At 31.4% G+C, this 23,234-nt stretch carries 23 protein-coding genes; 14 read left to right on the top strand and 9 right to left on the bottom strand.

The genetic code is table 11. From position 1 onward, the window contains the following. The first annotated feature begins 14 nt into the window (after positions 1 to 14). The 8 genes from ccoN (at position 15) to P2G10_RS00935 (ending at position 9,073) form a co-directional block, all read left to right on the top strand. Positions 15 to 2,213, top strand: a complete 2,199-nt coding sequence (ccoN, locus tag P2G10_RS00970) for a cytochrome-c oxidase, cbb3-type subunit I (protein WP_275314870.1) — start codon at positions 15 to 17, stop codon at positions 2,211 to 2,213. A 78-nt stretch (positions 2,214 to 2,291) separates the two neighbouring features. Further along, a complete protein-coding gene (locus P2G10_RS00965; protein ID WP_081411167.1) occupies positions 2,292 to 2,459 on the top strand; it encodes a cytochrome C oxidase subunit IV in 168 nt (55 codons plus the stop codon). Positions 2,460 to 2,470: 11 nt separating this feature from the next. Continuing rightward, the gene (locus P2G10_RS00960; protein ID WP_338056302.1) at positions 2,471 to 3,601 is read left to right on the top strand and encodes a cbb3-type cytochrome c oxidase N-terminal domain-containing protein; all 1,131 of its coding nucleotides are present in this window, start codon (positions 2,471 to 2,473) and stop codon (positions 3,599 to 3,601) included. Between the two features lie 25 nt (positions 3,602 to 3,626). Further along, positions 3,627 to 5,048 carry a cytochrome c oxidase accessory protein CcoG gene (gene ccoG / locus P2G10_RS00955; RefSeq protein WP_218773104.1) on the top strand — a complete coding sequence of 474 codons (1,422 nt, stop codon included), beginning with the start codon at positions 3,627 to 3,629 and terminating at the stop codon, positions 5,046 to 5,048. 85 nt (positions 5,049 to 5,133) lie between these two features. Next, complete coding sequence (locus tag P2G10_RS00950) at positions 5,134 to 5,580, top strand: FixH family protein (RefSeq protein ID WP_218773103.1); 447 nt, start codon at positions 5,134 to 5,136, stop codon at positions 5,578 to 5,580. Further along, positions 5,580 to 6,278 (top strand): sulfite exporter TauE/SafE family protein, encoded by a 699-nt coding sequence (locus P2G10_RS00945; RefSeq protein ID WP_275314865.1) that lies wholly within the window; start codon positions 5,580 to 5,582, stop codon positions 6,276 to 6,278. The genes P2G10_RS00950 and P2G10_RS00945 overlap by 1 nt, the downstream gene beginning before the upstream one ends. Positions 6,279 to 6,360: 82 nt before the next feature. Next, positions 6,361 to 7,194 carry a universal stress protein gene (locus P2G10_RS00940; protein WP_218773101.1) on the top strand — a complete coding sequence of 278 codons (834 nt, stop codon included), beginning with the start codon at positions 6,361 to 6,363 and terminating at the stop codon, positions 7,192 to 7,194. Positions 7,195 to 7,240: 46 nt separating this feature from the next. After that, positions 7,241 to 9,073: a DUF885 domain-containing protein gene (locus tag P2G10_RS00935; protein WP_218773100.1), complete on the top strand. Its 1,833-nt coding sequence runs from the start codon at positions 7,241 to 7,243 to the stop codon at positions 9,071 to 9,073. An 81-nt stretch (positions 9,074 to 9,154) separates the two neighbouring features. Here the strand turns inward: P2G10_RS00935 and P2G10_RS00930 are convergent, their stop codons facing one another. From P2G10_RS00930 to P2G10_RS00890, 9 genes are all read right to left on the bottom strand, one after another. Further along, on the bottom strand, positions 9,155 to 9,862 hold the full coding sequence (locus P2G10_RS00930) for a DUF4369 domain-containing protein (protein WP_218773099.1): 708 nt from the start codon (positions 9,860 to 9,862) through the stop codon (positions 9,155 to 9,157). A gap of 39 nt (positions 9,863 to 9,901) precedes the next feature. Continuing rightward, the gene (locus P2G10_RS00925; RefSeq protein WP_218773098.1) at positions 9,902 to 11,209 is read right to left on the bottom strand and encodes a DUF819 family protein; all 1,308 of its coding nucleotides are present in this window, start codon (positions 11,207 to 11,209) and stop codon (positions 9,902 to 9,904) included. Positions 11,210 to 11,240: 31 nt separating this feature from the next. After that, positions 11,241 to 11,900: a DUF2490 domain-containing protein gene (locus tag P2G10_RS00920; protein ID WP_275314862.1), complete on the bottom strand. Its 660-nt coding sequence runs from the start codon at positions 11,898 to 11,900 to the stop codon at positions 11,241 to 11,243. Between the two features lie 74 nt (positions 11,901 to 11,974). Then, a complete protein-coding gene (locus P2G10_RS00915; RefSeq protein ID WP_275314860.1) occupies positions 11,975 to 15,208 on the bottom strand; it encodes a WD40/YVTN/BNR-like repeat-containing protein in 3,234 nt (1,077 codons plus the stop codon). A gap of 120 nt (positions 15,209 to 15,328) precedes the next feature. Then, positions 15,329 to 15,493: a type II toxin-antitoxin system antitoxin gene (locus tag P2G10_RS00910; protein WP_218773095.1), complete on the bottom strand. Its 165-nt coding sequence runs from the start codon at positions 15,491 to 15,493 to the stop codon at positions 15,329 to 15,331. A 2-nt stretch (positions 15,494 to 15,495) separates the two neighbouring features. Continuing rightward, positions 15,496 to 16,419 carry an alpha/beta hydrolase family protein gene (locus P2G10_RS00905; RefSeq protein ID WP_275314858.1) on the bottom strand — a complete coding sequence of 308 codons (924 nt, stop codon included), beginning with the start codon at positions 16,417 to 16,419 and terminating at the stop codon, positions 15,496 to 15,498. Then, positions 16,416 to 16,901 (bottom strand): DUF6141 family protein, encoded by a 486-nt coding sequence (locus tag P2G10_RS00900; RefSeq protein ID WP_275314857.1) that lies wholly within the window; start codon positions 16,899 to 16,901, stop codon positions 16,416 to 16,418. The genes P2G10_RS00905 and P2G10_RS00900 overlap by 4 nt, the downstream gene beginning before the upstream one ends. Before the next feature lie 2 nt (positions 16,902 to 16,903). Further along, positions 16,904 to 17,062 carry a DUF4177 domain-containing protein gene (locus tag P2G10_RS00895; RefSeq protein ID WP_218773092.1) on the bottom strand — a complete coding sequence of 53 codons (159 nt, stop codon included), beginning with the start codon at positions 17,060 to 17,062 and terminating at the stop codon, positions 16,904 to 16,906. Between the two features lie 29 nt (positions 17,063 to 17,091). Continuing rightward, complete coding sequence (locus P2G10_RS00890) at positions 17,092 to 17,952, bottom strand: SPFH domain-containing protein (RefSeq protein ID WP_218773091.1); 861 nt, start codon at positions 17,950 to 17,952, stop codon at positions 17,092 to 17,094. A 122-nt stretch (positions 17,953 to 18,074) separates the two neighbouring features. Here P2G10_RS00890 and P2G10_RS00885 point away from each other — a divergent pair, with 122 nt between their 5' ends. The 6 genes from P2G10_RS00885 to P2G10_RS00860 all read left to right on the top strand — a co-directional run bounded on the left by P2G10_RS00885 (position 18,075) and on the right by P2G10_RS00860 (position 23,177). Further along, on the top strand, positions 18,075 to 18,863 hold the full coding sequence (locus P2G10_RS00885) for a S1/P1 nuclease (RefSeq protein WP_275314856.1): 789 nt from the start codon (positions 18,075 to 18,077) through the stop codon (positions 18,861 to 18,863). Between the two features lie 127 nt (positions 18,864 to 18,990). Then, the gene (locus P2G10_RS00880; RefSeq protein ID WP_275314855.1) at positions 18,991 to 19,503 is read left to right on the top strand and encodes a TlpA disulfide reductase family protein; all 513 of its coding nucleotides are present in this window, start codon (positions 18,991 to 18,993) and stop codon (positions 19,501 to 19,503) included. Between the two features lie 2 nt (positions 19,504 to 19,505). Continuing rightward, positions 19,506 to 20,129, top strand: a complete 624-nt coding sequence (locus P2G10_RS00875) for a thioredoxin family protein (protein ID WP_218773088.1) — start codon at positions 19,506 to 19,508, stop codon at positions 20,127 to 20,129. Positions 20,130 to 20,251: 122 nt separating this feature from the next. Then, positions 20,252 to 21,301, top strand: coding sequence for a flavin-containing monooxygenase (locus tag P2G10_RS00870; RefSeq protein WP_275314854.1), 1,050 nt, complete (start codon positions 20,252 to 20,254; stop codon positions 21,299 to 21,301). 12 nt (positions 21,302 to 21,313) lie between these two features. Then, positions 21,314 to 22,243 (top strand): citrulline utilization hydrolase CtlX, encoded by a 930-nt coding sequence (ctlX, locus tag P2G10_RS00865; protein ID WP_275314851.1) that lies wholly within the window; start codon positions 21,314 to 21,316, stop codon positions 22,241 to 22,243. Positions 22,244 to 22,313: 70 nt separating this feature from the next. Next, a complete protein-coding gene (locus tag P2G10_RS00860; protein ID WP_275314849.1) occupies positions 22,314 to 23,177 on the top strand; it encodes an OmpA family protein in 864 nt (287 codons plus the stop codon). The last annotated feature ends 57 nt before the right edge of the window (positions 23,178 to 23,234 follow it).

Here is a 23,234-nt window from a genome sequence, read left to right as displayed (position 1 = left end):
AATTCAATTAAATTATGGAAATGCAACAATTTTATTACGATAATAAGATCGTAAAAAAATTCATTTACGCCACACTACTATGGGGAATTGTAGGTTTCTCAGTAGGTTTATTACTGGCATTAATGTTTTTATTCCCAAATATTACAGACGGAATTTCGTGGTTAAGTTTTGGTCGTTTACGTCCGCTACATACCAATGCGGTAATTTTTGCATTTGTAGGAAATGCAATTTACGCAGGAGTTTATTATTCGTTACAGCGATTGCTTAAAGCACGTATGGCGAGTGATTTTTTAAGTAACTTTAATTTCTGGGGATGGCAATTAATTATTGTTGCAGCTGCCATAACACTTCCTTTAGGATATACAAGTTCTAAAGAATATGCAGAGTTAGAATGGCCTATAGATATTGCAATCGCATTAGTTTGGGTAGCTTTTGGTGTAAACATGATTTGGACAATCTTACAAAGAAGACAACGCCATTTATATGTAGCCATTTGGTTTTACTTAGGAACCTTTGTAACCGTTGCAGTATTACATATCTTTAATAGTTTAGCGTTACCTGTTAGTTTCTTAAAAAGTTATTCAGTGTACGCAGGTGTTCAAGATGCCTTGGTGCAATGGTGGTACGGGCATAACGCCGTAGCATTTTTCTTAACAACCCCGTTTTTAGGGTTGATGTATTACTTTGTTCCAAAAGCAGCAAACAGACCCGTATATTCATATCGATTATCAATCGTTCACTTTTGGTCGTTAATATTTATTTATATCTGGGCAGGGCCTCACCATTTATTATATACCGCTTTACCAACTTGGGCACAAAATTTAGGGGTTGCATTTTCAATTATGCTACTAGCACCTTCTTGGGGTGGAATGATAAATGGATTATTAACACTTCGTGGAGCTTGGGATAAAGTACGTACAGATCCTGTTTTAAAATTCTTTGTAGTGGCAATTACCGGTTACGGTATGGCAACTTTTGAAGGGCCAATGCTATCTTTAAAAAATGTAAATGCAATTGCACACTTTAGTGATTGGATTATAGCACACGTGCATGTAGGTGCATTAGCATGGAACGGTTTCTTTACCTTCGGGATGATTTACTGGATGGTACCAAGATTATTTAAAACAAAATTATATTCTACAGCCTTAGCAAACTTCCATTTTTGGATTGGTACTTTAGGAATCATAATGTATGCATTACCAATGTATGTTGCAGGTTTTGTACAAGCATCTATGTGGAAACAATTCAATCCAGACGGAACATTAGCTTACGGTAATTTCTTAGAAACTGTTAATGAAATTATACCAATGTATTGGATGCGTGCTATTGGAGGTAGTTTATTTATTGTTGGAGCATTTGTAATGTTGTACAACATGATAAGAACTGTAAGATCTGGTAGCGATGTTACTGATGATTTAGCAGAAGCAGCACCTTTAACAAAAGTTTCTAAAAACAGAACAAAAGGTGAAGGATGGCATACTTGGTTAGAAAGAAAACCAATCAAATTAACAATATACGCAACAGTTGCAATTTTAATAGGAGGTGTTGTTCAGATTGTGCCAACGTTGTTAGTTAAATCTAATATACCAACAATATCTAGTGTAAAACCATATTCACCTTTAGAATTAGAAGGACGTGATATTTATATTCGTGAAGGATGTGTTGGGTGTCACTCTCAAATGGTGCGACCATTTAGAAGTGAAGTAGAGCGATATGGAGAGTATTCTAAAGCAGGTGAATTCGTATATGATCATCCATTTTTATGGGGAAGTAAACGTACAGGACCAGATTTACATCGAATCGGAAGTAAGTATTCAGACAGCTGGCACTTAAATCATATGTATGATCCACAAAGCACCTCACCGGGTTCTATTATGCCAGCGTATCAATGGTTGGTCAGAAATAAATTAGATAAAAGTAATACGGAAGGGAAGATGAAAGCAATGGTTTCTCTTGGTGTTCCTTATTCAGAAGAAGAAATAGCAAATGCGCAAACCAATATGGATGCACAAGGAGCTAAAATTCAAGAAAACTTACATCAAGATCCTGATTTTGCTAAGAGCTATGCTTCAGATAAAAAGTATGCAGCCGAAAATGGCCAAGTTTTCATAGAAATGAAAGATCGTGAAATTGTCGCTTTAATTTCTTACCTACAAAGATTAGGTACTGATATAAAAGTAAAAGATGTTCAAAAACAATTAAGTAGACAATAGTCTAATAAATTATAAATAACATTTAAGAACAAGTGTTAAAATATTAAAAATTCACTAAGCGAGTAAAAATTAGAAATTATGTTAAAATTCGTAAAAAACCATATGGAGAGCATTACAGGTATAGAAATATACCCGATGATCTCATTAACAATATTCTTTACCTTTTTTATGGTGTTATTTTGGTGGGTGTTTACTGCCAAAAAAGAATATATAAGTAAGGTAAGTGATTTGCCTTTAAATGACTAAAACAAAATATTATGAAAAAATATATTCAATCAATAGTATCTTTTCTTTTTGTTTTTTCAATGCCATTTATTTTAGCAGCGGCATTTAAGGCATATGAAGAACCTTTTAATTTTTTAGAAAATTCGTTAGTCTGGTTTATAGCAATTGGTTTTGGTTTGGTGGTGCTTTTAAAAGAGGTTTTATCGAACACCGTTGTAAATAAAGCAAATGAGTTAATGCCAAAGAATTACACAAGAGTGCAATCTGTAACCTCATTTCTGTTTACATTTTTAACACCTTTTGTGCTAGCAAAGGCTATAAGCTCTTATGAAAACCCATATAATTTCTTAGAAAACCCTTTAGTTTGGTTAGGTCTTATTGCCTTTGGTTTTGTTTGTATCGCTAAAGAAATACTTACAATTACTGGTGTTAAGAAAATAGAGGAGGTTGCTATGATTAAAGCAGGAGTAAATCCTGATGAAGTAGATCATTGGGCTTGGGCTAGAAAGTTAATTACTAAATGGACAGAAGCTAAAGCAGTAGAGCAAGAAGAAGAAATTATCTTAGATCATAATTATGACGGAATTAAAGAGTTAGATAATAACTTACCGCCATGGTGGGTATACATGTTTTATGCAACGATAATTTTTGCTGTAGTATATTTAGTAAGGTTTGAAGTACTAGATGGTTATACGCAAGAGATGGAATATGCAGAATCTGTTGCAGTTGCTAAAAGAGAATTAGCAGCTTATAAGTCAACATCAAAAGATGCAGTTATCGATGCTGAAACAGTAACATTTTTAACATCAGAAAGTGATTTAAAAAGAGGTAAAGCAGTATATAACTTAAACTGTGCTGCTTGTCATATTGGAGATGGAGGTGGAGGAATAGGACCTAATTTAACCGATGAATATTGGTTGTTAGGCGGCGGAATTAAAAACGTTTTTGCAACGATAACTAATGGTGGTAGAGACGGAAAAGGAATGGTTGCCTGGGGCAAAACATTAAAGCCTGTAGATATTCAAAAAGTAGCAAGTTATATAATGTCTATGCAAGGTACCACACCTGCAAATCCTAAGGCAGCACAAGGTGATTTGTATAAAGACGAGTCGCAACAAGTAACAGAAGAGGTTACAGCAATAGCAAAAGATAGTTTACAATAATAGTATTTGGTTTTAATAGTTAACAATGGAGACACCCAAGAACGAACAATTTAGAGATAGTATTGGTACCATCAATAATGAAGGTAAGCGTGCTTGGGTATATCCTAAAAAACCAAGCGGACGTTTTTATAAGTACAGATCGTACGTTAGTTATTTTTTATTACTGATTTTATTAACTGCGCCATTTATTAAAATTAATGGAAACCAGTTTTTATTATTTAATGTAATAGACAGAAAATTTAATATTTTCGGATTTCCTTTTTGGCCACAAGATTTTCACTTATTAGTGGTTTCAATGATTGTGGGCGTTGTTTTTGTAATTCTATTTACCGTTGTTTTCGGACGTATTTTCTGTGGATGGATTTGTCCGCAAACCATATTTTTAGAGATGGTTTTTAGAAAAATAGAATATTGGATTGATGGAGATAGAGGAAAACAAATCCGTTTGGAAAAACAACCTTGGAATGCCGAAAAAATTAAGAAACGACTATTAAAATGGTTCCTGTTTTTTATCATTTCATTTTTAATTGCTAATGTGTTTTTAGCCTATTTAATAGGTGGTGATACGGTTATTGATTATGTAACAGGTAATCCGTTAAATAATACAAACACTTTAATTTCTTTATTAATATTCACGGCAGTTTTCTACTTTATTTTCACATGGTTTAGAGAGCAGGTATGTATTATAGCTTGTCCGTATGGTAGGTTGCAAGGTGTTTTATTAGATAATAAAACAATTAATGTTGCTTATGATCATGTACGTGGAGAAGGGGTAAAAGGAAGAGCAAAATTTAATAAAAAAGAAGACAGAGCAGCTAGTGGAAAAGGAGATTGTATTGATTGTTTTCAATGTGTAAACGTATGCCCTACAGGAATTGATATTCGTAACGGTACGCAATTAGAATGTGTAAACTGTACCGCTTGTATAGATGAATGTGACCATATGATGGAAAACGTTGGTTTGCCAAAAGGGTTAATTCGTTTTGCAAGCGAAGAAAATATTGAAAAGAAAACACCTTTTAAATTTACGGCCAGAATGAAAGGATATACTGCCGTTTTAGGAATTTTAATAGCCGTTTTAATAGGAATGTTATTTTTAAGAAATGATGTTGAAGCTACAATTTTACGATTACCAGGGCAATTATATCAACATAAAGAAAACGGAATTATTAGTAATATTTATACCTATAAAGTAATTAACAAAACAACCAAGCAGATTGATGATGTAAGTTATAAGTTACTTTCTCATAAGGGAAAAATAGAAACGGTAACACATCAAAGTTTTGAAGTTCCGAAGCAAGGATTAGCAGAAGGAACTTTGTTTATAGAATTACATCAATCAGAAATGAAAAAAGAAAAAGTAAATCTTAAAATAGGTGTGTATAGTGGTAATAAGTTAATAGAAACTACTAAAACTAACTTTTTAGGACCAAGAAGTTATCGATAATAAATTTGTCATTACGAGGAAGTAATCTCTTAATAAATTAGCAGATTGCTTCATTTTATTCGCAATGACGTTAAAAACAAGAAAAATGAAACTAAACTGGGGCACAAGTATAGTAATCGTAATTATTGCATTTATGAGTTTTATAATGTATTTCGTTATATCAATGAGTACAGGTGAAAATTACAATCACGATTTGGTAACTGAAAAGTATTATCAAAAAGAATTAGAATTTCAAGAAAATATTGACGCAACAAAAAATGCAAAAGATTTAAAAGAAAATATTATAGTAAAAAGAGTACCGGAAGGTTTAAGGATCTATTTTCCAACAGAATTTAATCCTACTGATATTAAAGGAAAAGTGTTCCTATATAGACCATCTAATAAGCAATTAGATTTTGAAATACCTATTTCAATTTCTAATACATATTTGCTCGTGCCTGAGAAACGTTTGTTAGGTGGTCGTTGGAACATTACTGTTTCTTGGAACTATAAAAATAAGACATATTTATATCAAAAAGAATTAATTTATTAATGTTTATATCTGCGATCATATTTGGTTTGGTAGGTAGTTTTCATTGTATTGGTATGTGCGGGCCAATTGCTTTTATGTTGCCCGTTGATAGGACAAATAAGATAAAACAGTTTTTTCAAATACTTAGTTATCACTTAGGGCGTTTATTCACCTATAGTTTAATTGGTTTGTTGTTTGGTTTTTTAGGGAAAGGTTTTTATTTCTTCGGATTTCAACAGCAACTTTCAATTATAGTAGGTGTTTTAATGATTTTGGCTATTGTTTTACCAAAGGCTTTTCAGAAATATAATTTTTCAAAACAGCTGAATAGGTTTATCATGAAAGTTAAATCAGCTCTTGGAAAAGAATTAAAGAAGAAAGGAAATGATACTTTTTTTACCATCGGTTTTCTAAACGGATTTCTTCCTTGCGGATTGGTGTATATGGCTGTTTTCGGCGCACTAGCAACAACGAATGCTTTGTCTGGAAGTTTATATATGTTTATTTTCGGATTGGGAACAATTCCGTTAATGACCATCGTTATTTATGTAGGTAATTTTGCGAACGGATTAGTGCGAAAAAGAATTCAACAAGTAATTCCGTTTGTAGTTGTTTTTATAGGTGTTTTATTTGTATTACGAGGTTTGGGTTTAGGAATTCCTTATGTTTCACCTTTACCTGTAACCAATTTAGTAAACACAGTACAAGGTTGCCATTAAGTTAATTACGTATCAAAAATCTTCTTTTTTCTGATATAAATTTAGTAACTTTATAGGAGTAGTTAAACTTAAAAAACACATTATGAAAAAAATAATAATCCCTGTCGATTTTTCGATTCATTCAGAAAATGCATTACAAACAGCTGCTTTTTTAGCAAAAGAGAATAATGCAGAAATTGTAGTAGTTCATATGTTAGAATTATCAAATTCATTAATTAATCAATCAGATGAATCAGCTAATCAAGAAACTTTTTTTTATTTAAAATTAGCAGAAAAAAGATTTAAAGAATTCCTAGATAAAGATTATTTATCGGATATTAAAGTAACGCCGATAATTAAGCATTTTAAAATTTTTAGTGAATTAGATGAATTAGCTAAAGAAGAAAATGTAGATTTAATTGTAATGGGTTCGAAAGGAGCTGACGGATTAAAAGAGATGTTTATTGGTTCTAACACCGAAAAAGTAATTCGCCATGCGCACGTGCCTGTAATGGTTATTAAAGAACAACCAATTACTAAAAAAATAGAAAAAGTAGTTTTTGCATGTGATTTTACCAATGACGATGTATCTCCTTATATAGAAGCTAAAGCTTTTTTTAATAAATTAGGAGCTAAATTACAACTAGTATACATAAACACACCTACCACAAAATTCAAAAACACGAAAGAATTAGAAGAAGAAATGAAAGTGTTTTTTAATAAAGCCAATGAAAGTGCGAGCAGTATTAATGAGGTTAAAATAATTTCTGATTACTCGGTGGAAAAAGGAATTTTATATTTTGCTAATGCAAGCAATGCAGATATTGTTGCTGTAGCCACTCATGGTAGAAAAGGAATTTCTCATTTCTTTGAAGGTAGTATTTCAGAAGATATTGCTAATCATAGTAAATTACCAATAGTTTCATTTAAAATATAGTGTTCATCTAATTTTGTATCTTTTCCGATATAAAATAACTACAAAGATGAAACTAAGATTAATTACAATTTCAGCTTTAGTTTTTACTTGTTTTTTACAATCGTGTAAAGAAGATGTAAAAACTAAAGTTATTACTAAAGAAGAAATTTCAGAACATTCCAAAAAAGCAAATACCTTTTTCGACGAACAATTTAAAGGACATTTAAATCGTCACCCAATGGATCAAACCTACTTAGGTATTAAAAAAGATGCAGATAAATGGAATGATATTTCTGATGCATTTGCTAAAGAAGAATTAGTACATACCAAAAATGCATTAACATGGTTAAAGGATTCTTTAAACGTAACTAAGTTAAATGCAAGTACTAAGTTAAGTTATGATTTATTTAAGCAGCAGCTAAAGAATGAAATAGCAGATTTTAAATATCGTTTTCATACATATCCTGTAAATCAAATGCACGGAATGCAGTCTGAAATTCCGGCATTTTTAATAAATATGCATCAGGTAACATCAACCAAAGACGCTGAAAATTACATCGCCAGATTGCACAATTTAAAACCTTTATTTAGTCAATTAGTTATTAACTTAAAAGAACGAGAAAGTAAAGGCATTATGCCTCCTAAATTTGTTTTTGCAAAAGTATTAGAAGATTCTAAGAACTTGATAAAAGGAAAACCTTTTGATAATTCAAGTAAAACAAGCACATTATTAAACGATTTCACGAACAAAGTGAATAAACTAACTATTAATGCCGAAGAAAAAGAAGCATTGATCGAGAAAGGAATTGTGGCTTTAAAAGAAGGAGTTTTACCAGCATATAAAAACTTAATTTCAACTTTAGAAGCTCAAGAGAAAATAGCAACTACAGATGCTGGCTCATGGAAGTTTCCTGAGGGAGAAGCTTTTTTTAACAATGCTTTAAAAAGAACTACAACAACGAACTTAACATCAGAAGAAATTCATGAAATAGGTTTAAAAGAAGTAACTCGTATTCATGATGAAATGCGTGTTATAATGAAGGGCACAGGTTTTGAGGGATCTTTAAAAGAGTTTTTCGAATTTATGAAGAAGGATAAGCAATTTTATTATGCCGATTCTAAAGAAGGAAGACAGGTTTATATGAAAGAAGCAACGCATATGATTGATAGTATGAAAACTCGATTAGACGAGTTGTTTATAACAAAACCAAATGCTAAGTTAATTGTAAAAGCAGTAGAACCTTTCAGAGAAAAATCAGCAGGAAAAGCATTTTATCAACAGCCAGCAATAGATGGATCAAGACCTGGTACTTATTACGCTAACATGTATGATATGGCAAGTATGCCGTCTTATCAAATGGAAGCTTTAGCTTATCATGAAGGAATTCCTGGTCATCACATGCAAATAGCAATTGCACAAGAACTACAAAATGTACCCATGTTTAGAAAGTTTAGTAGTTACACTGCTTATATTGAAGGGTGGGGATTATATTCTGAATATATTCCTAAAGAAATGGGTTTTTATGCAGATCCATATTCCGATTTTGGTCGTTTAGCAATGGAGCTTTGGAGAGCTTGTCGTTTGGTTGTTGATACTGGTATTCATACTAAAAAATGGACACGTGAACAGGGAATTAAATATTACACAGATAACACTCCAAATGCTGAATTAGATGCCGTAAAAATGGTGGAACGTCATATTGTAATGCCAAGCCAGGCAACGGCTTATAAAATAGGAATGTTAAAAATATTAGAGCTTCGTGAAAAGGCAAAAGAAGCTTTGGGAGATTTGTTTAATATTCGCGAATTTCACGATGTAGTTTTAACCAATGGTCCGTTACCTTTAAATGTTTTAGAGAACTTAGTTGATGTGTATATCAATAATAAAAAAAACAAGTAAACAATGGTTGTAACATAACTGTTAAACAAAAAACTCGATACAATTAGTATCGAGTTTTTTTAAATTTATGAAAAGAAGCCATTATTTAGCGCCTTCTTCAGCTTTTATTCGGTTGATAAACTTATTTAAGCGTTTACCATAATTAGAGTTCTTTACTTTATCGGTTAAATTATTATTAATAGTATCTAATAAAATAATATTAGCATCAAATAATTCAGTTAAAGCAATATATGGTGCAGCTTCACTATCTGCATTGTTTTTAGCAAACTGAGTCGTAAATAAAAAACGTTTACGTATCATTTTTTTGTAATCTGAGTCTAATTTTGCAATTAATTCTTCATCATTAGCTTGACGAGCTTCTAAATTTTTCTTAACAAAATCTAATCGCCTATCTTTAAATCTTTGGTCAAAATCACGGTATTTATCCATTACTTCTTGATTTTTAGATCCTTTTATTTCTGGACTAAAACCAAACTCTTCTAATTTATCGTTGATGGTGATTTCTCCTTTTTCACCAAAAAACATCAATCTCTTTTCATCGGTATTTCCATCAAAAGTTAAATAATACATTTCAGGAGACTCAACATTATCGGTTAAAATAAATTTATCATCGCCTAATAACGCTACAGAATCTACAGATACTATTAAAGTATCGTTCATTTTCTGAAGGTACAATGTACCTTTTTTTAATCCTTTAATTTGACCTTTAACAATCATGTTTCCTTCTTTCTTAGAAGAACAAGCAAAAGCTAATATTGAAAACGCACAAATGGCGATAAGTTTTTTCATGTTATTTTAAATTTAGAGTTGCAAATATGCAGAATTCTCTTATAAAGTAGCAGATATTTCCATTAAAATTGTACATAAAATTGCACCAACAGTTCCAATTGCATATCCGAATACCGCTAATAAAACACCAACAGTTGCTAATGAAGGATGAAATGCTTGTGCCACGATAGGGGCAGAGGCAGCACCACCAACATTTGCTTGGCTACCTACAGCTAAGAAGAAATAAGGGGCTTTAATTAATTTAGCAACTAAAATTAACAAACCAGCATGAATTGCCATCCAAACAAAACCGATAGCTATTAAACCAACATTATCAAAAATCATTGTTAAATCCATTTTCATACCAATAGTTGCTACTAAAATGTAAATAAAAATACTTCCTATTTTACTAGCTCCTGCTCCTTCATAATTTTTTGCTTTGGTGTATGATAAAACAATAGCAATAATGGTTGAAATACTAATTAGCCAAAAGAAGCCTGAGCCTAAAAAGGTAAAAATATTTCGCCAAGTTTCTGACTGAATTTCAGCAACTAAATCGCTAAAAAACGAACTTAAAAAAGAAGCTGCAAAATGCCCAAAACCAACAGTTCCGAATGCAATAGCTAACATAATCATAAAATCAGTTAACGTAGGGTTTCTTTTAACGCCTTGTGTAAATTTAGACACACGTTCTTTTAAATCTTCAATAGCTGAGGTGTCTGCACCTAACCATTTGTCAATTTTTTCTTTTCTACCAATTCCTATTAATAAAATAGCCATCCAAACATTTGCAATTACGATATCAACAAATACCATTCCGCCATATTTGGCAGGATTATATTGGTAAATTTCTAGCATTGCAGTTTGATTTGCTCCACCACCAATCCAACTTCCTGCCAGTGTTGAAAGTCCACGCCAAACTGCATCAAAATCTGCACCACCAACTGTTTCTGGAGAAAATAAAGATATTAATAAAATAGCAATTGGTCCACCAATAATAATTCCGACTGTTCCTGTAAAAAACATAATTAATGCCTTAGAACCTAAGTTGAAAATTGCTTTTAAATCGATACTTAATGTCATTAAAACTAATGCTGCAGGTAGTAAAAAACGACTAGCAACATAATACAATTGAGATTTTCCTTTTACAACTTCACCAGTTACGGTTGCAGTTTCCCATTCGGGAGAAATCACGCCAAAAGTAGTGAAAATAGCAGGTATAAAATAAGCCATAAAAAGACCTGGTACTATTTTATAAAATTTAGGCCAAAATCCGTCGGTTTTAGATTCTGTATAAAATACAAATCCTAAGGAAATCATTAAAATTCCGAATACAATTGCATCGTTTGTAAAAGTTGGTGCGCTCATGTTTTAATTAGTTTTTTGCTAAAGTAGGTTTTTATTTCTTCTTACGATGATCTGTGCTAATAGCAACACCTAAGAGAATTCTATTAAAATTACCGTCACCATTTACATTTATTCTTTGGTAGCCAACTTTAAATGTTGTTTTTTTAGATGAGTGATATTTAAAACCTGCGCCCAACCAATTTTGATTGTAAGCTTCATCATCAAAATCAAAAAATACTTCATTGTATAAATAAGTACTCCACTTTTCGTTTAAAGGATGGCTTAACCCGATTTGATAGCGTAAAAAATGAGAAGTTGTTGAATTAAAAAAACGTTGTTCAGCTCTAAATCTATGAGCAAAACCAAGTTTGTTTATTTTATGTTTGATATTAAAGTCTTCATAAATACGGTGTTCATTAACTTCACCTCCGTCAACGTCAAAAGAACCATCGGTATTTAAATACGAATAGCCTAAAGTAGCGCTCATATTTTTATTGATTTTGTAGTTTCCACCTAATCGACCAATAAATTGCTGTAAATCATCACCAATTTCAAAAAAACGAAAATGAGCCATCGTTTTTAAACTCAACTTATCAGAAACTTGATGAGATCCGTTGTACATATACCAAACGCCTAATTCATTTTGAGGAGTGTTCTGAGCGGTGTTTTTTAAAGAAAATAAAAGGATAAAAATAAAAATTGCTTTTTTCATAATGTATGTAATATTAAAATCTCCTACGCTAAAGGGTAGGAGATTTTTAAAATTTAATTAAGTTTCAAAAATAATTAATTTATAGAAAAAGTACTAGTTTTTTTGAAAGGAGAAATTTCAATTTTTTCAACAGTCGATTTATACTTTTTCCAATGTTCAGAAAAGAAAATATTTGTTTTTTCTATTCCTTTAGTATAAGATTTTTTAAACTGATTTATTAATTGTTTTTCAGTTGCTGTTTGTTTGCCAAATCTACTACCAACATACCAACGAGCTGTACTAAAACGATTGTTTATTGTAACTTCAGGATTGCGAGTAATTCCTTGTCTTTTATCAATTGTACCTAAATACATAGCAATTAAAGTATCAATTTTTTTGATAATTTCTTTTGATGCTTTTATTTCTACCTTGTATTTCTTTTTATCTTCTTTTGTAAATTTAGATTTTAAAGAAGTTGCTGTGTTTTTACTTTCTACCAATTGTTTTACAACACTTGCCATTTTTTCTTGATAGGTTTCCAACTCTTTGCTAGCAGCGTATTTTTGATTGATAGCTTCTTCTGATATTTGTAATCTAGGATCAAATTCAACTTTAATAATTTGTTCAGAAACGGCATCTCCAAAAGTCATTTTTAACTTATAAATTCCTGGTTTTACAGTAACACCTCCAGGTTCTCTAGTTTGCTTTCTGATGCGCCTTGAAGCTCTAGCAACACCTTTTTCTCTTAGATACCACGTAGTTTTGTGTAATCCGTTTTCTTTAGGAGTTTTAAATTTCAGGGTTCTTATTTTTCGAGAGCCATCAAAAATTTCAAGTTTAATAGAATCATGTTTAATCTTGTTTTTATCTTTTTTAGAGTTATCGGCTACGCTCGAATTGGCCTCTTTTTTGTTTTTCGTTTTGTCTTGTTTCTTGCTTTTATCTTCTTTTTTCTCAACTTTCGGATTGTTGATGTAATAAGAAATTTGTGCACCACGTTTTCTGTTTTTACCTTGATACATAGCATCGGCACCAAACCTACTTCCTGTTGGCTGTTGGCTAGCTGCCTGATAAGCAGTTGGTGGAGCAAACAAGGTTAATTTTTGATTGGTAACATTACTTTTTGCCATAGCACGTAGTGGGCGAATATCATCTAAAACCCAAGCAGCTCTACCAAAAGTACCAATTACCAAGTCGTTTTCACGAGGATGAATTACTAAATCTTTTACAGGAACAGTTGGGAAACCATTTGTCCATTTAGTCCATTTTTCACCAGCATTTAAAGAAATGTATAATCCGTCATCGGTTCCTAAAAACAATAAATTTTCATTTTCAGGATCTTCAATAATACAAAGCGCATAGCTTTCTACATCATCCTTATCAACAATATGTTGCCATGTTTTTCCGTAATCTTTAGTTCTGTATGCGTAAGGTGTGTAATTAAAACGTCTGTAATCGTTGGCAACTAAAAGTGCTTCACCTTTATTTTTGTTAGATGCTTTAATTTGTGTAATCCAAGAGTTTTTAGGTAAGTCTTTAATATTGTTAGCAACGTTCGTCCAACTTGTTCCTCCGTTTTTAGTAATATGAACTTGTCCGTCATCAGTAGCAGCCCACAATACATCTTTTTGTAAAAGAGAAGGCTCAATCACTAAAACGGTACAGTGATTTTCAGCACCAGTAGCATCCATCGTTAAACCACCACTTTCTGCTTGTTTTAATTTTGCTGGATTATTGGTTGATAAATCAGGCGAAATCACCTCCCAAGTTAATCCTTTATCGGTTGATTTATGCACAAACTGACTTCCGAAGTAAATTGTTGAATTATCAAAAGGATCAATATTAATAGCAGAGTTCCAGTTGAAACGTAATTTTACATTCGCATCCTTATGGGTTGGTTTTACGTTGTAATTATTACCTGTTTTATAATCGTATCTAGAAACAGAACCTTGCTGACTCATCGTCCATCCATAACGCGAATCATCTCTATCCGGAACCACATCAAAACCATCTCCAAAACTTATTTCTTGCCAGTAACTATTTCTAATTCCTTGAGATTTCCAAACATAAGCAGGGCCGCGCCAAGAACCGTTGTCTTGCATTCCTCCGTAAACATTATACGGGAACTCATTATCAACATTAATATGGTAAAATTGAGCAACAGGAAGATTTCCAATAAAACGCCAAGATTTACCACCATCTTTGGTAATATTTAATCCACCATCATTACCATCAATCATAAATTTTCCATTCTTCGGATGAATCCACCATGCGTGATGATCTGGATGCACTCCGTTATCAACACCGTAAGCAGGCATTAATTGTTTGAATGATTTTCCGCCATCTTGCGAAACATTGATGTAGGTAAAAACGGTATATAATCTGTTTTCATTCTGCGGGTCTACATAAATTTCCGAATAATAAAAAGGACGATTTCCAATACCTGGTTTATCGTTTATTTTTTTCCATTTAAATCCGCCGTCTTCACTTTTATAAAGCGCGTTCTTTTTAGCTTCAACTAAAGCATAAATCACATCTGGATTGTTAGGAGCAATGGCAACACCAATTCTACCTAATTCTCCTTTCGGAAAACCTTCTTTTTCGGTAATTTGCTTCCAGTTTTCTCCACCATCGTGTGTAATGTACATTCCGCTTCCTTTTCCACCAGACTTAAAAAACCAAGGATCGCGTTTGTGTTCCCACATGGCAGCTATTAATTTATTAGGATTTGACGGATCCATAATTAAATCGGCTGCACCTGTTTTTATATTGTTGAATAAAATTTGTTTCCAAGTTTTACCACCATTAGTAGTTTTATAAACACCACGCTCTTTATGCTCACCCCAAGGCGAACCAATGGCACCAACATACACAATATCAGGATTTGTAGGATGAATAATTACACGATGAATATGACGTGTTTTTTCTAACCCCATAGCTTTCCATGTTTTACCAGCATCTAACGATTTGTAAATTCCGAAACCACCATTTAAACTATTTCTAGGATTTCCTTCACCAGTTCCTGCCCAAATAATACTCGGATTTGATTGCTGAATTGCTATAGCGCCAATAGAAGCAGTTAGTTCTTTCTCGAAAATAGGTTGCCATTTAATTCCGCCCGAAGTAGATTTCCAAATTCCTCCAGATGCAGTACCAACGTACATAATTTCGGGATTCGATTCTACAACATCAATGGTTGTTACACGTCCCGACATTCCTCCAGGACCAATGTTTCTAGGTTTCATGTTTTTAACTAAATCCATCGAAAATTCTTGAGAAAATACAAGCGATGTAATAAGTAAAAATAAGACAGAAAATATTCTTTTCATTATAGTTAGTTTGATTTGCAGAACAAGTTACAAAATAGAAAACCACTCAATATTTACTGAGTGGTTTTTAACATTTTATTAAGATTTTGGAAGTGAATAAAATTGCTTCAAAAATTAAATTTATTCGTCTTTCTTTTTAGGTTCGCGTTTGGCTTCCTTCAATGCTTGCATTAGCATCCATTCTATTTGGCCGTTTGTAGAACGAAATTCGTCAGCAGCCCATTTTTCAATAGCTTTAATCATATCTTCGTTTACGCGAAGCGCAAATGCTTTCTTTTTTGCCATAGTTATTTTTTTACAAAAGAAACAACGGTTTTAATCAGTTTATCGGATAAAGGATAATCAGCAGAAAAATAAGAATTCATGTTGTTTTCATCTTTATCAATATGTTTTAACACATGATTCATATTTTCTATAATTACTAATTCAGACTTCGAATTAGATGTATGTAATGTTTTTGCATCTTCTATTGACACTTGTAAATCTTTCGTTCCGTTAATGATTAATACAGGAATATTTATTTTTTTAATCTCTTCGGATGGATTGTATTGCATCCAGCTTTTAAAAAAAGGTGTATTCTGTGGATTAAACATTGTTACTAAAGAAGGATTTACTTTTTTTATAGTACCAGTTTCTTTTAATTCTTTAAAATGTTCTTGTAGCATATTAACAATAAGCGGGTTTTTGGTTTTCATTTGATCAACTATTTTCTGATCGATAAAACCAGACGGCCCTGCTAATGAAATGTATTTATCACTGTTTTTACTAGCTAACATTGCTACTAATGAACCTTGACTGTGACCGATTAAAACAATTTCTGAAAACCTGGTATCATTTTTAAAATGGGAGATTACTTTTTTTGTATCAGAAATAAAAGAGTCAAACAAGATTCCTTTTTTTAATGCTGCCATGTTTTTTTTATTAGCAGTTCTCTTATCGTAGCTAAAAAAAGCAATGTTATGTTGGTTAACGCTGTCGCGGAATTGTTTTATATAGTTGGCTTTAACGTAAGGAAGTTGGTTTCCGTTTCGGTCAACATTTCCAGAACCGTGAATCCAAATTAATAACGGAGTTTTATCCTCAGAATACGTTAAGGTTCCTGGTAATTCAATTCCGTTATTTTTTATTAATATTTCTTCAGATTTTACTTGAGCAAAAGCAACTACAATACTAAAAGTATAAAAAATAATAAGCGCGATTATTCTAATCATGATAATTTGTTTTTATAGGTTTCTAAAACACGAGTAGCTTCATTTTTTTTCTGAGAACCAATTAAGAATTTTTTACCATTTTTAAACTCGAATAAGATGCCAATATTTCCTTTTACAGTATATGAGTTTAGCTTAATTCCCCATCCGCCGTAATCGGTAATTGGTTTGTATTTTATAACTTGAACATTTTTAATGGTTTCCCATTTAATTATCTTAAATTTAGATTGAATAGGAGAAAAGCGATAATAAATTCCGGTTTTATCTATTCTTGTTTTTAATTTTAAATAGAAGAAAAACACTGTAACTAATAAAAAAACACTGCAGGTAATTATTAAAAAATTATTTGATGTAGGCTTGCTTCCGAAAGGAGTTTTTAATATCAACTGTTGATAAATACCAAAGAAGAAAAATAAGTTTAGGCCTAAAAACACAAGCCAAATCCACCATTGTGTAAAACGTTGTTCTTCTTTAAATATTTTCATTATTACCTATTCTTGTTACGTTCAAATATAATGCCCCCAGTACTTTGAAATATGTTATTTACAACCCAACCTTCTCTTGCATATTGATTTAAAAGATCTTCATACTTCTGAGTTCTATTCCTTATTCCTAATTTTGGTTGTACTACTTTATATTCTTTCATAATATGTTATTTCTTGATGATTTTTTTTTTTAATGACTTAAAGTTCCTGCGTTAACTACTGGAGAAGCTTCTTTATCACCACATAAAATAACTAATAAATTACTAACCATAGCAGCTTTACGTTCTTCATCTAATTCAACAATTTGTTTTTTATTTAATTCTTCTAAAGCCATTTCAACCATTTCTACAGCACCTTGCACAATTTTATGACGTGCAGCAACAATTGCTGTTGCTTGTTGGCGTTTTAACATAGCGCTTGCAATTTCTTGTGCATAAGCTAAATAACCTATACGAGCTTCTAAAACTTCGATTCCGGCGATAGATAAGCGCTCATCTATTTCTTTTTCTAAAGCTTCACTTACTTCATTTACACTAGAGCGAAGTGTAATATCTTCATCGTGCCCTTCATCAGCAAAATTATCATAAGGGTACATGCTTGCTAGTTTACGTACTGCTGCATCTGTTTGTACACGAACAAAGTTTTCATAATTATCAACATCAAAAGCAGCTTTATAAGTTTCCGTAACACGCCAAACTAAAATGGTAGAAATCATTACAGGATTTCCTAATTTATCATTTACTTTTAAACGCTCGCTATCAAAATTACTCGCTCTTAACGAAATTGTTCTTTTTTTATATAAAGGATTCGCCCAGTACAAGCCATTGTCTTTTATAGTACCAACATATTTACCAAAAAGTAAAATAACTCTAGAATTATTGGGGTTAACTAAAATAAAGCCAAACATTCCTATAAGTCCAATTATAGCAATAGGAATAAAAATTGGAGTTTCATTTATTATAGATGTTGTAATTCCGCCAAAGAATAATGTTAAAACTATTAGTAACATTAAATAACCGTTTGCTGGTTTTATTATTTTTTCTGCTTTCATGTTTCGTTTGATTTATTGTGATATCATTTTGATATTGTAAAGATATGCTTAATTTTTTGTTAAATCCAAATTTCTAAATGAATATTTTTATATTTTAGCAAAAAATTAAGATAGTTTTATTTATGAAAACGAAAATATTATTAGTGTTATGTGCTTTTTTTATAAGTGCTTCATCTATTGCCAATAATGATGATGTTTGGGGGCAAACAGGTCATAGAACAACAGGTAAAATTGCCGAAAACAACCTGACAAAAAAGGCAAAAAGAAAAATAGCTGCGTTATTACAGGGTGAGAGTTTAGCTTTTGTATCTACGTATGCAGATGAAATAAAATCAGATAGAAAAACATTTGGTAAATATTCTACTTGGCATTATGTAAACATGCCTTTTGATGTTAGGTACGAAGCATCTGAGAAAAATCCAAAAGGTGATTTAGTTACCGGAATAGAAGAATGTGTAAGAGTTTTAAAAGATGAAAAAAGTTCGGTTGAAGACAAGCGTTTTCATTTAAAAATGCTAGTACATTTAGTAGGAGATCTTCATCAGCCAATGCATATTGGTAGAAGGGAAGACAAAGGAGGAAATACCCTTCAAGTTCAATGGCATGGAAAAGGATCAAACTTACATCGGGTTTGGGATACCGATATGATAGAAGGTTGGAAAATGAGTTATGTTGAGCTGGCTCATAACGCTAAAGATTTATCAAAAGAACAAATAAAACAGCTTCAAAAAGGAAGTGTAGTTGATTGGGTACATGATACACACGAATTAACTAAAAAAGTATATGGATCAGTTAAATCTGGAGATAAATTACGTTATCGTTATTCGTATGATTATTTTCCTGTTGTTAGAGAACAATTACAAAAAGGAGGTTTACGTTTGGCGAAATTATTGAACGACATCTTTTGCTAAAAAAAAAATTAAATAAATAGAAAAGCTCGAAAGGTTACCTTTCGAGCTTTTTAGTTGTTAATGTTTCGTTAATTAAGTTTTTTTTAAAAATATAATCAATTAATTTAGAGGTAAATAAAAATGAAGTATGTATAGATTTCGATTTTTAATACTTTTTGTTTTGATAATTTCTTCTTGTAAAAAGAATAAGGAAACAAAAGAAGAGTCAACAATTCAAAATGAAATAACCACATTAAATTATAACGAGTTAAAGCCGTTTTTGCATAAAAACGATGATAAAACGTATGTGATTAATTTTTGGGCTACATGGTGTTTACCTTGTGTAAAAGAACTGCCAGCTTTCGAAAAACTAAACAAAGAGTTTAAAGATAAAAATGTTGAGGTTATTTTAGTAAGTTTAGATTTTTCAAAACAAATAGAAAGTAACTTAATTCCGTTTATAAAAAAGAAAGAAATAAAATCGAAAGTGCTTCACTTCGAAGATAAAAATGAGCAATTCTGGATTCAGGATATAGCAGATAGTTGGTCGGGATCAATACCTGCAACACTTATTTATACTAAAAATAAGAGAAAGTTTTATGAGCAATCGTTTCATTACGAAACCTTAAAGAATGAATTACAAACCTTTTTAAATCAATAAATATGAAAATTTTTAAAATAGTATTAATGTTTGTTGTAATTGCAACAATTTCAGCATTTACAATAAATGAAACGAAAGGATATAAAGTAGGAGATGTAGCGTCAGACTTTAATCTTAAAAATGTAGATGGTAAGATGGTTTCTTTGGCTAATTTTAAAGAAGCTAAAGGTTTTATTGTTGTTTTTACCTGTAATATGTGTCCGTATTCTGTAGCAAACGAAGATCGTTTAAATGCTTTGGATAAAAAATATAGTAAAAAAGGATATCCAGTAATTGCTATCAATCCAAATGATCCTGAAGTATCAAAAGGAGATAGTTTTAACGACATGAAAATTCGTGCAAAGGAAAAAGGATTTACTTTTCCTTATTTATTTGACGAAGGTCAAAAAGTATATCCAATGTACGGCGCAACAAAAACACCACATGTGTATATTTTAAATAAAACAGCAGGTAAATTAATTGTTGAATATATAGGCGCTATTGATGATAGTTCTAGAGACGAAATCAATGTATCTGAACGTTTTGTAGAAGATGCTGTAGATGCTTTGTTAAAAGGTGATAAACCTGCTAAAAAATATACCAGAGCAATAGGTTGTTCAGTTAAAGATAAAAGATCTTTAAAGTAAGAGAAGCAAATTTATAAAATCTTTAAAAGAATAAAATACTACCTAAAGACTATATTAAAATTATAGTTTCTAGGTAGTATTTTGTTTTTACCTTTGGTGTGTAAAACGATAAAGAAGAACAAATGTTAGATTATGTAATAATTGGAGGAGCACAAGCAGGATTATCGATGGCTTACCATTTAAAAAAAATGGAAAAAAAGTTTGTAGTTATTGATGGTGAAAAAGAGATTGGCGCTTCTTGGTTAAATAGATGGGATTCTTTAAAATTATTTACACCTACGGAGTACAATCACTTGCCTGGTATGAAATTTAACGCTTCAAAAGGGCATTATCCTACTAAATTTGAAGTTAGTAATTACTTTAAATCATATGTAGAAAAATTTGAGATTCCTTTACAATTAGATACGCTAATTACCTCTGTAAGAAAAAATGAAAAAGGGTTTTATGTTTCTTATAAAGATGGTGAAATTCAAACCAAAAATGTAATTGTTGCTACAGGGCCGTTTCATATTCCGTACACACCGCCGTGTCATACGAAAATATCAGAAACTGTTTCTCAGATGCATAGCAACTACTATAAAAGAGTAGATCAATTACAAAAAGGAGATGCGTTGGTTGTTGGAGCAGGAGATTCTGGGTATCAAATTTTAGATGAAATATCTAAAGATAAAAACAGAACCGTTTATTTTTCTGGAAACACAAACGTAAAATCATTACCACAACAGTTTTTAGGTAAAACACTTTGGTGGTGGTTTACTTTAATTGGTTTTTTAAGTTATAGTAAATATAGTTGGATTGGTAAACGAATTAACTCATCTGTACAGCCAGTGATTGGTACAGATGTTAAAGAAATTTTGTCTAGAGAAAATGTAATCGCTGTTGGAAGAACAAAAGATGCTTTAAATAGTGAAATAGAGTTCGAAAAAGATAAAATATCAACGATTAAAAATATTGTTTGGGCAACTGGATATCGCCCAAATTTTAAATGGATAGAAGGTTTGGAGTTAGACGAAGATGGTTATCCTAAAAACTATAGAGGCGTAAGCAATATAAACGGCTTGTTTTTTATTGGTTTACCTTGGATGTTTACTCGTGGCTCTGCAACTTTAGGTGGCGTTTCAAAAGATGCCAAATATTTAGCAGATATTATTAGCAAGAAAAATAAACAATAATACTTTAAGAGTATGCAACAAACTACCAATACTATTTTAATGGTTCGTCCGGTTAGTTTTAGAATGAACGAGCAAACAGCTATAAATAATTATTACCAACAAGAATTGTCTGGTATGCTGCCCGTTACAATTAATGCAAAAGCACAACAAGAATTCGATGCTTTTGTAATTAAGTTAAAAGCTGTAGGTGTTAACGTTATCGTTGTTGAAGGTACTAAAGAACCAGATACACCAGATGCTTTGTTTCCTAATAACTGGATTTCTTTTCACGAAAACGGAGATGTTGCTATTTATCCGATGTTTGCTGAAAATAGGCGTTTAGAAAAACGAGAAGATATATTAGAAATATTAGAAGAAAAAGGTTTTGAAATTAAAAATGTAATTGATTATTCTGCAGCCGAAGAAGAAGGTCTTTTTTTAGAAGGAACCGGAAGTATGGTTTTAGATCGTACAAATAACAAAGCATACTGTGCTTTATCGCCAAGGGCGGATGAAGAATTATTCATCGAATTTTGTGAAGATTTTGAATACACACCCGTATTATTTACAGCAAATCAAACTATAAACGAAAAAAGAGAAGCTATTTACCACACGAATGTAATGATGTGTGTGGCAGAAAGTTTTGCTATCATCTGTTTAGAAGCTATTGATGATAAAAAAGAAAAGAAAAATGTGTTAAAACATTTAAAATCTGATAGAAAAGAAATTATAACTATTACCGAAAAGCAAGTAAATCAGTTTGCCGGTAATATGTTACAAGTAAAAGGGGCTAATGACCAACGTTATTTAATAATGAGCTCATCAGCATATAAGTCCTTGACAAAAGAACAGTTACAAAAAATAGAAAAGCACAATGCAATTATTCATTCACCATTAGATACAATAGAATTTTGTGGAGGCGGAAGTGCACGTTGTATGATGGCAGAGATATTTTTAAAATAACAAGGGTTGTTTATACTATAAGAGATAATAATACGTTTAACATTACTTAAACTATTAAAAATAATCAATCATGAAAAAAATATCCCTTCTATTAACTGTCGCAATTATTGCAACATCTTGTGTTTCTAAAAAAAAATATGTTGAGTTAGAACAACGATATACCAACACTAAAGGTACTCTTCAGAAAACAGCATTAGAAAAAGAAGAACTAGAAGCTAAGTTTGCTAAAATTGAAAAAAGAGTAGACAACTACAATACCAAAATAAACTCTTTAAAAGGAATCAATTCAAACCTTAAAGAAGAAAATGATGTAAAATTAGATATGGTTGAAGGAGCTGTAATATCTAATTCGATGAAAGTTAAAATGCGTAAAACTTTAGCAAATGTTGATGCTGCTGAATTAGCAGAAGCTAAAACATTAAAGGATTCTATGGATTTAGCAGTTTCTTATAAACTTAAAAAATCAATCAATGTTCCTGAGTTACAAAACTCTGACGATATTAATGTAAATATCGATAAAACGGTAGTAATGATATCTATTTCAGATAAAATGCTATTTAGAACCGCTAGTTATAAGGTGAATAGTAGAGCATACAAAACGTTAAAGAAGTTAGCAGAGATTATCAAGTCAGAACCAAGCATGGATGTAATGATTGAAGGACACACCGATTCAAGAAAAATTCATAATGATGTAATACAAGATAATTGGGATTTAAGTGTAAAAAGAGCTACATCAATAGTTCGTATTTTAGAAAAAAAATATGGCGTAAATCCTAATAGATTAATTGCTTCGGGTAGAGGTTCATCTTTACCTTTAGTAGATAATAAAACAAGCGTAAATAGAGCTAGAAACAGAAGGACTAAAATTGTTATTTTACCTAATTTAGATAAGTTTTTTGGTTTATTAGCAGAAGAAGAGGTGATTCAGCCATAGTATAAAAGACTTTTAAAAAAAACCTCCGATCTTAATCGGAGGTTTTTTTGTGCTTTA

Origin of the sequence: Tenacibaculum bernardetii, assembly GCF_029125915.1 — a bacterium.
Lineage (GTDB): Bacteria > Bacteroidota > Bacteroidia > Flavobacteriales > Flavobacteriaceae > Polaribacter > Polaribacter bernardetii.
The sequence above is the reverse complement of the archived record's forward strand: the minus strand, read 5'-3'. Positions and strand labels throughout refer to the sequence as shown.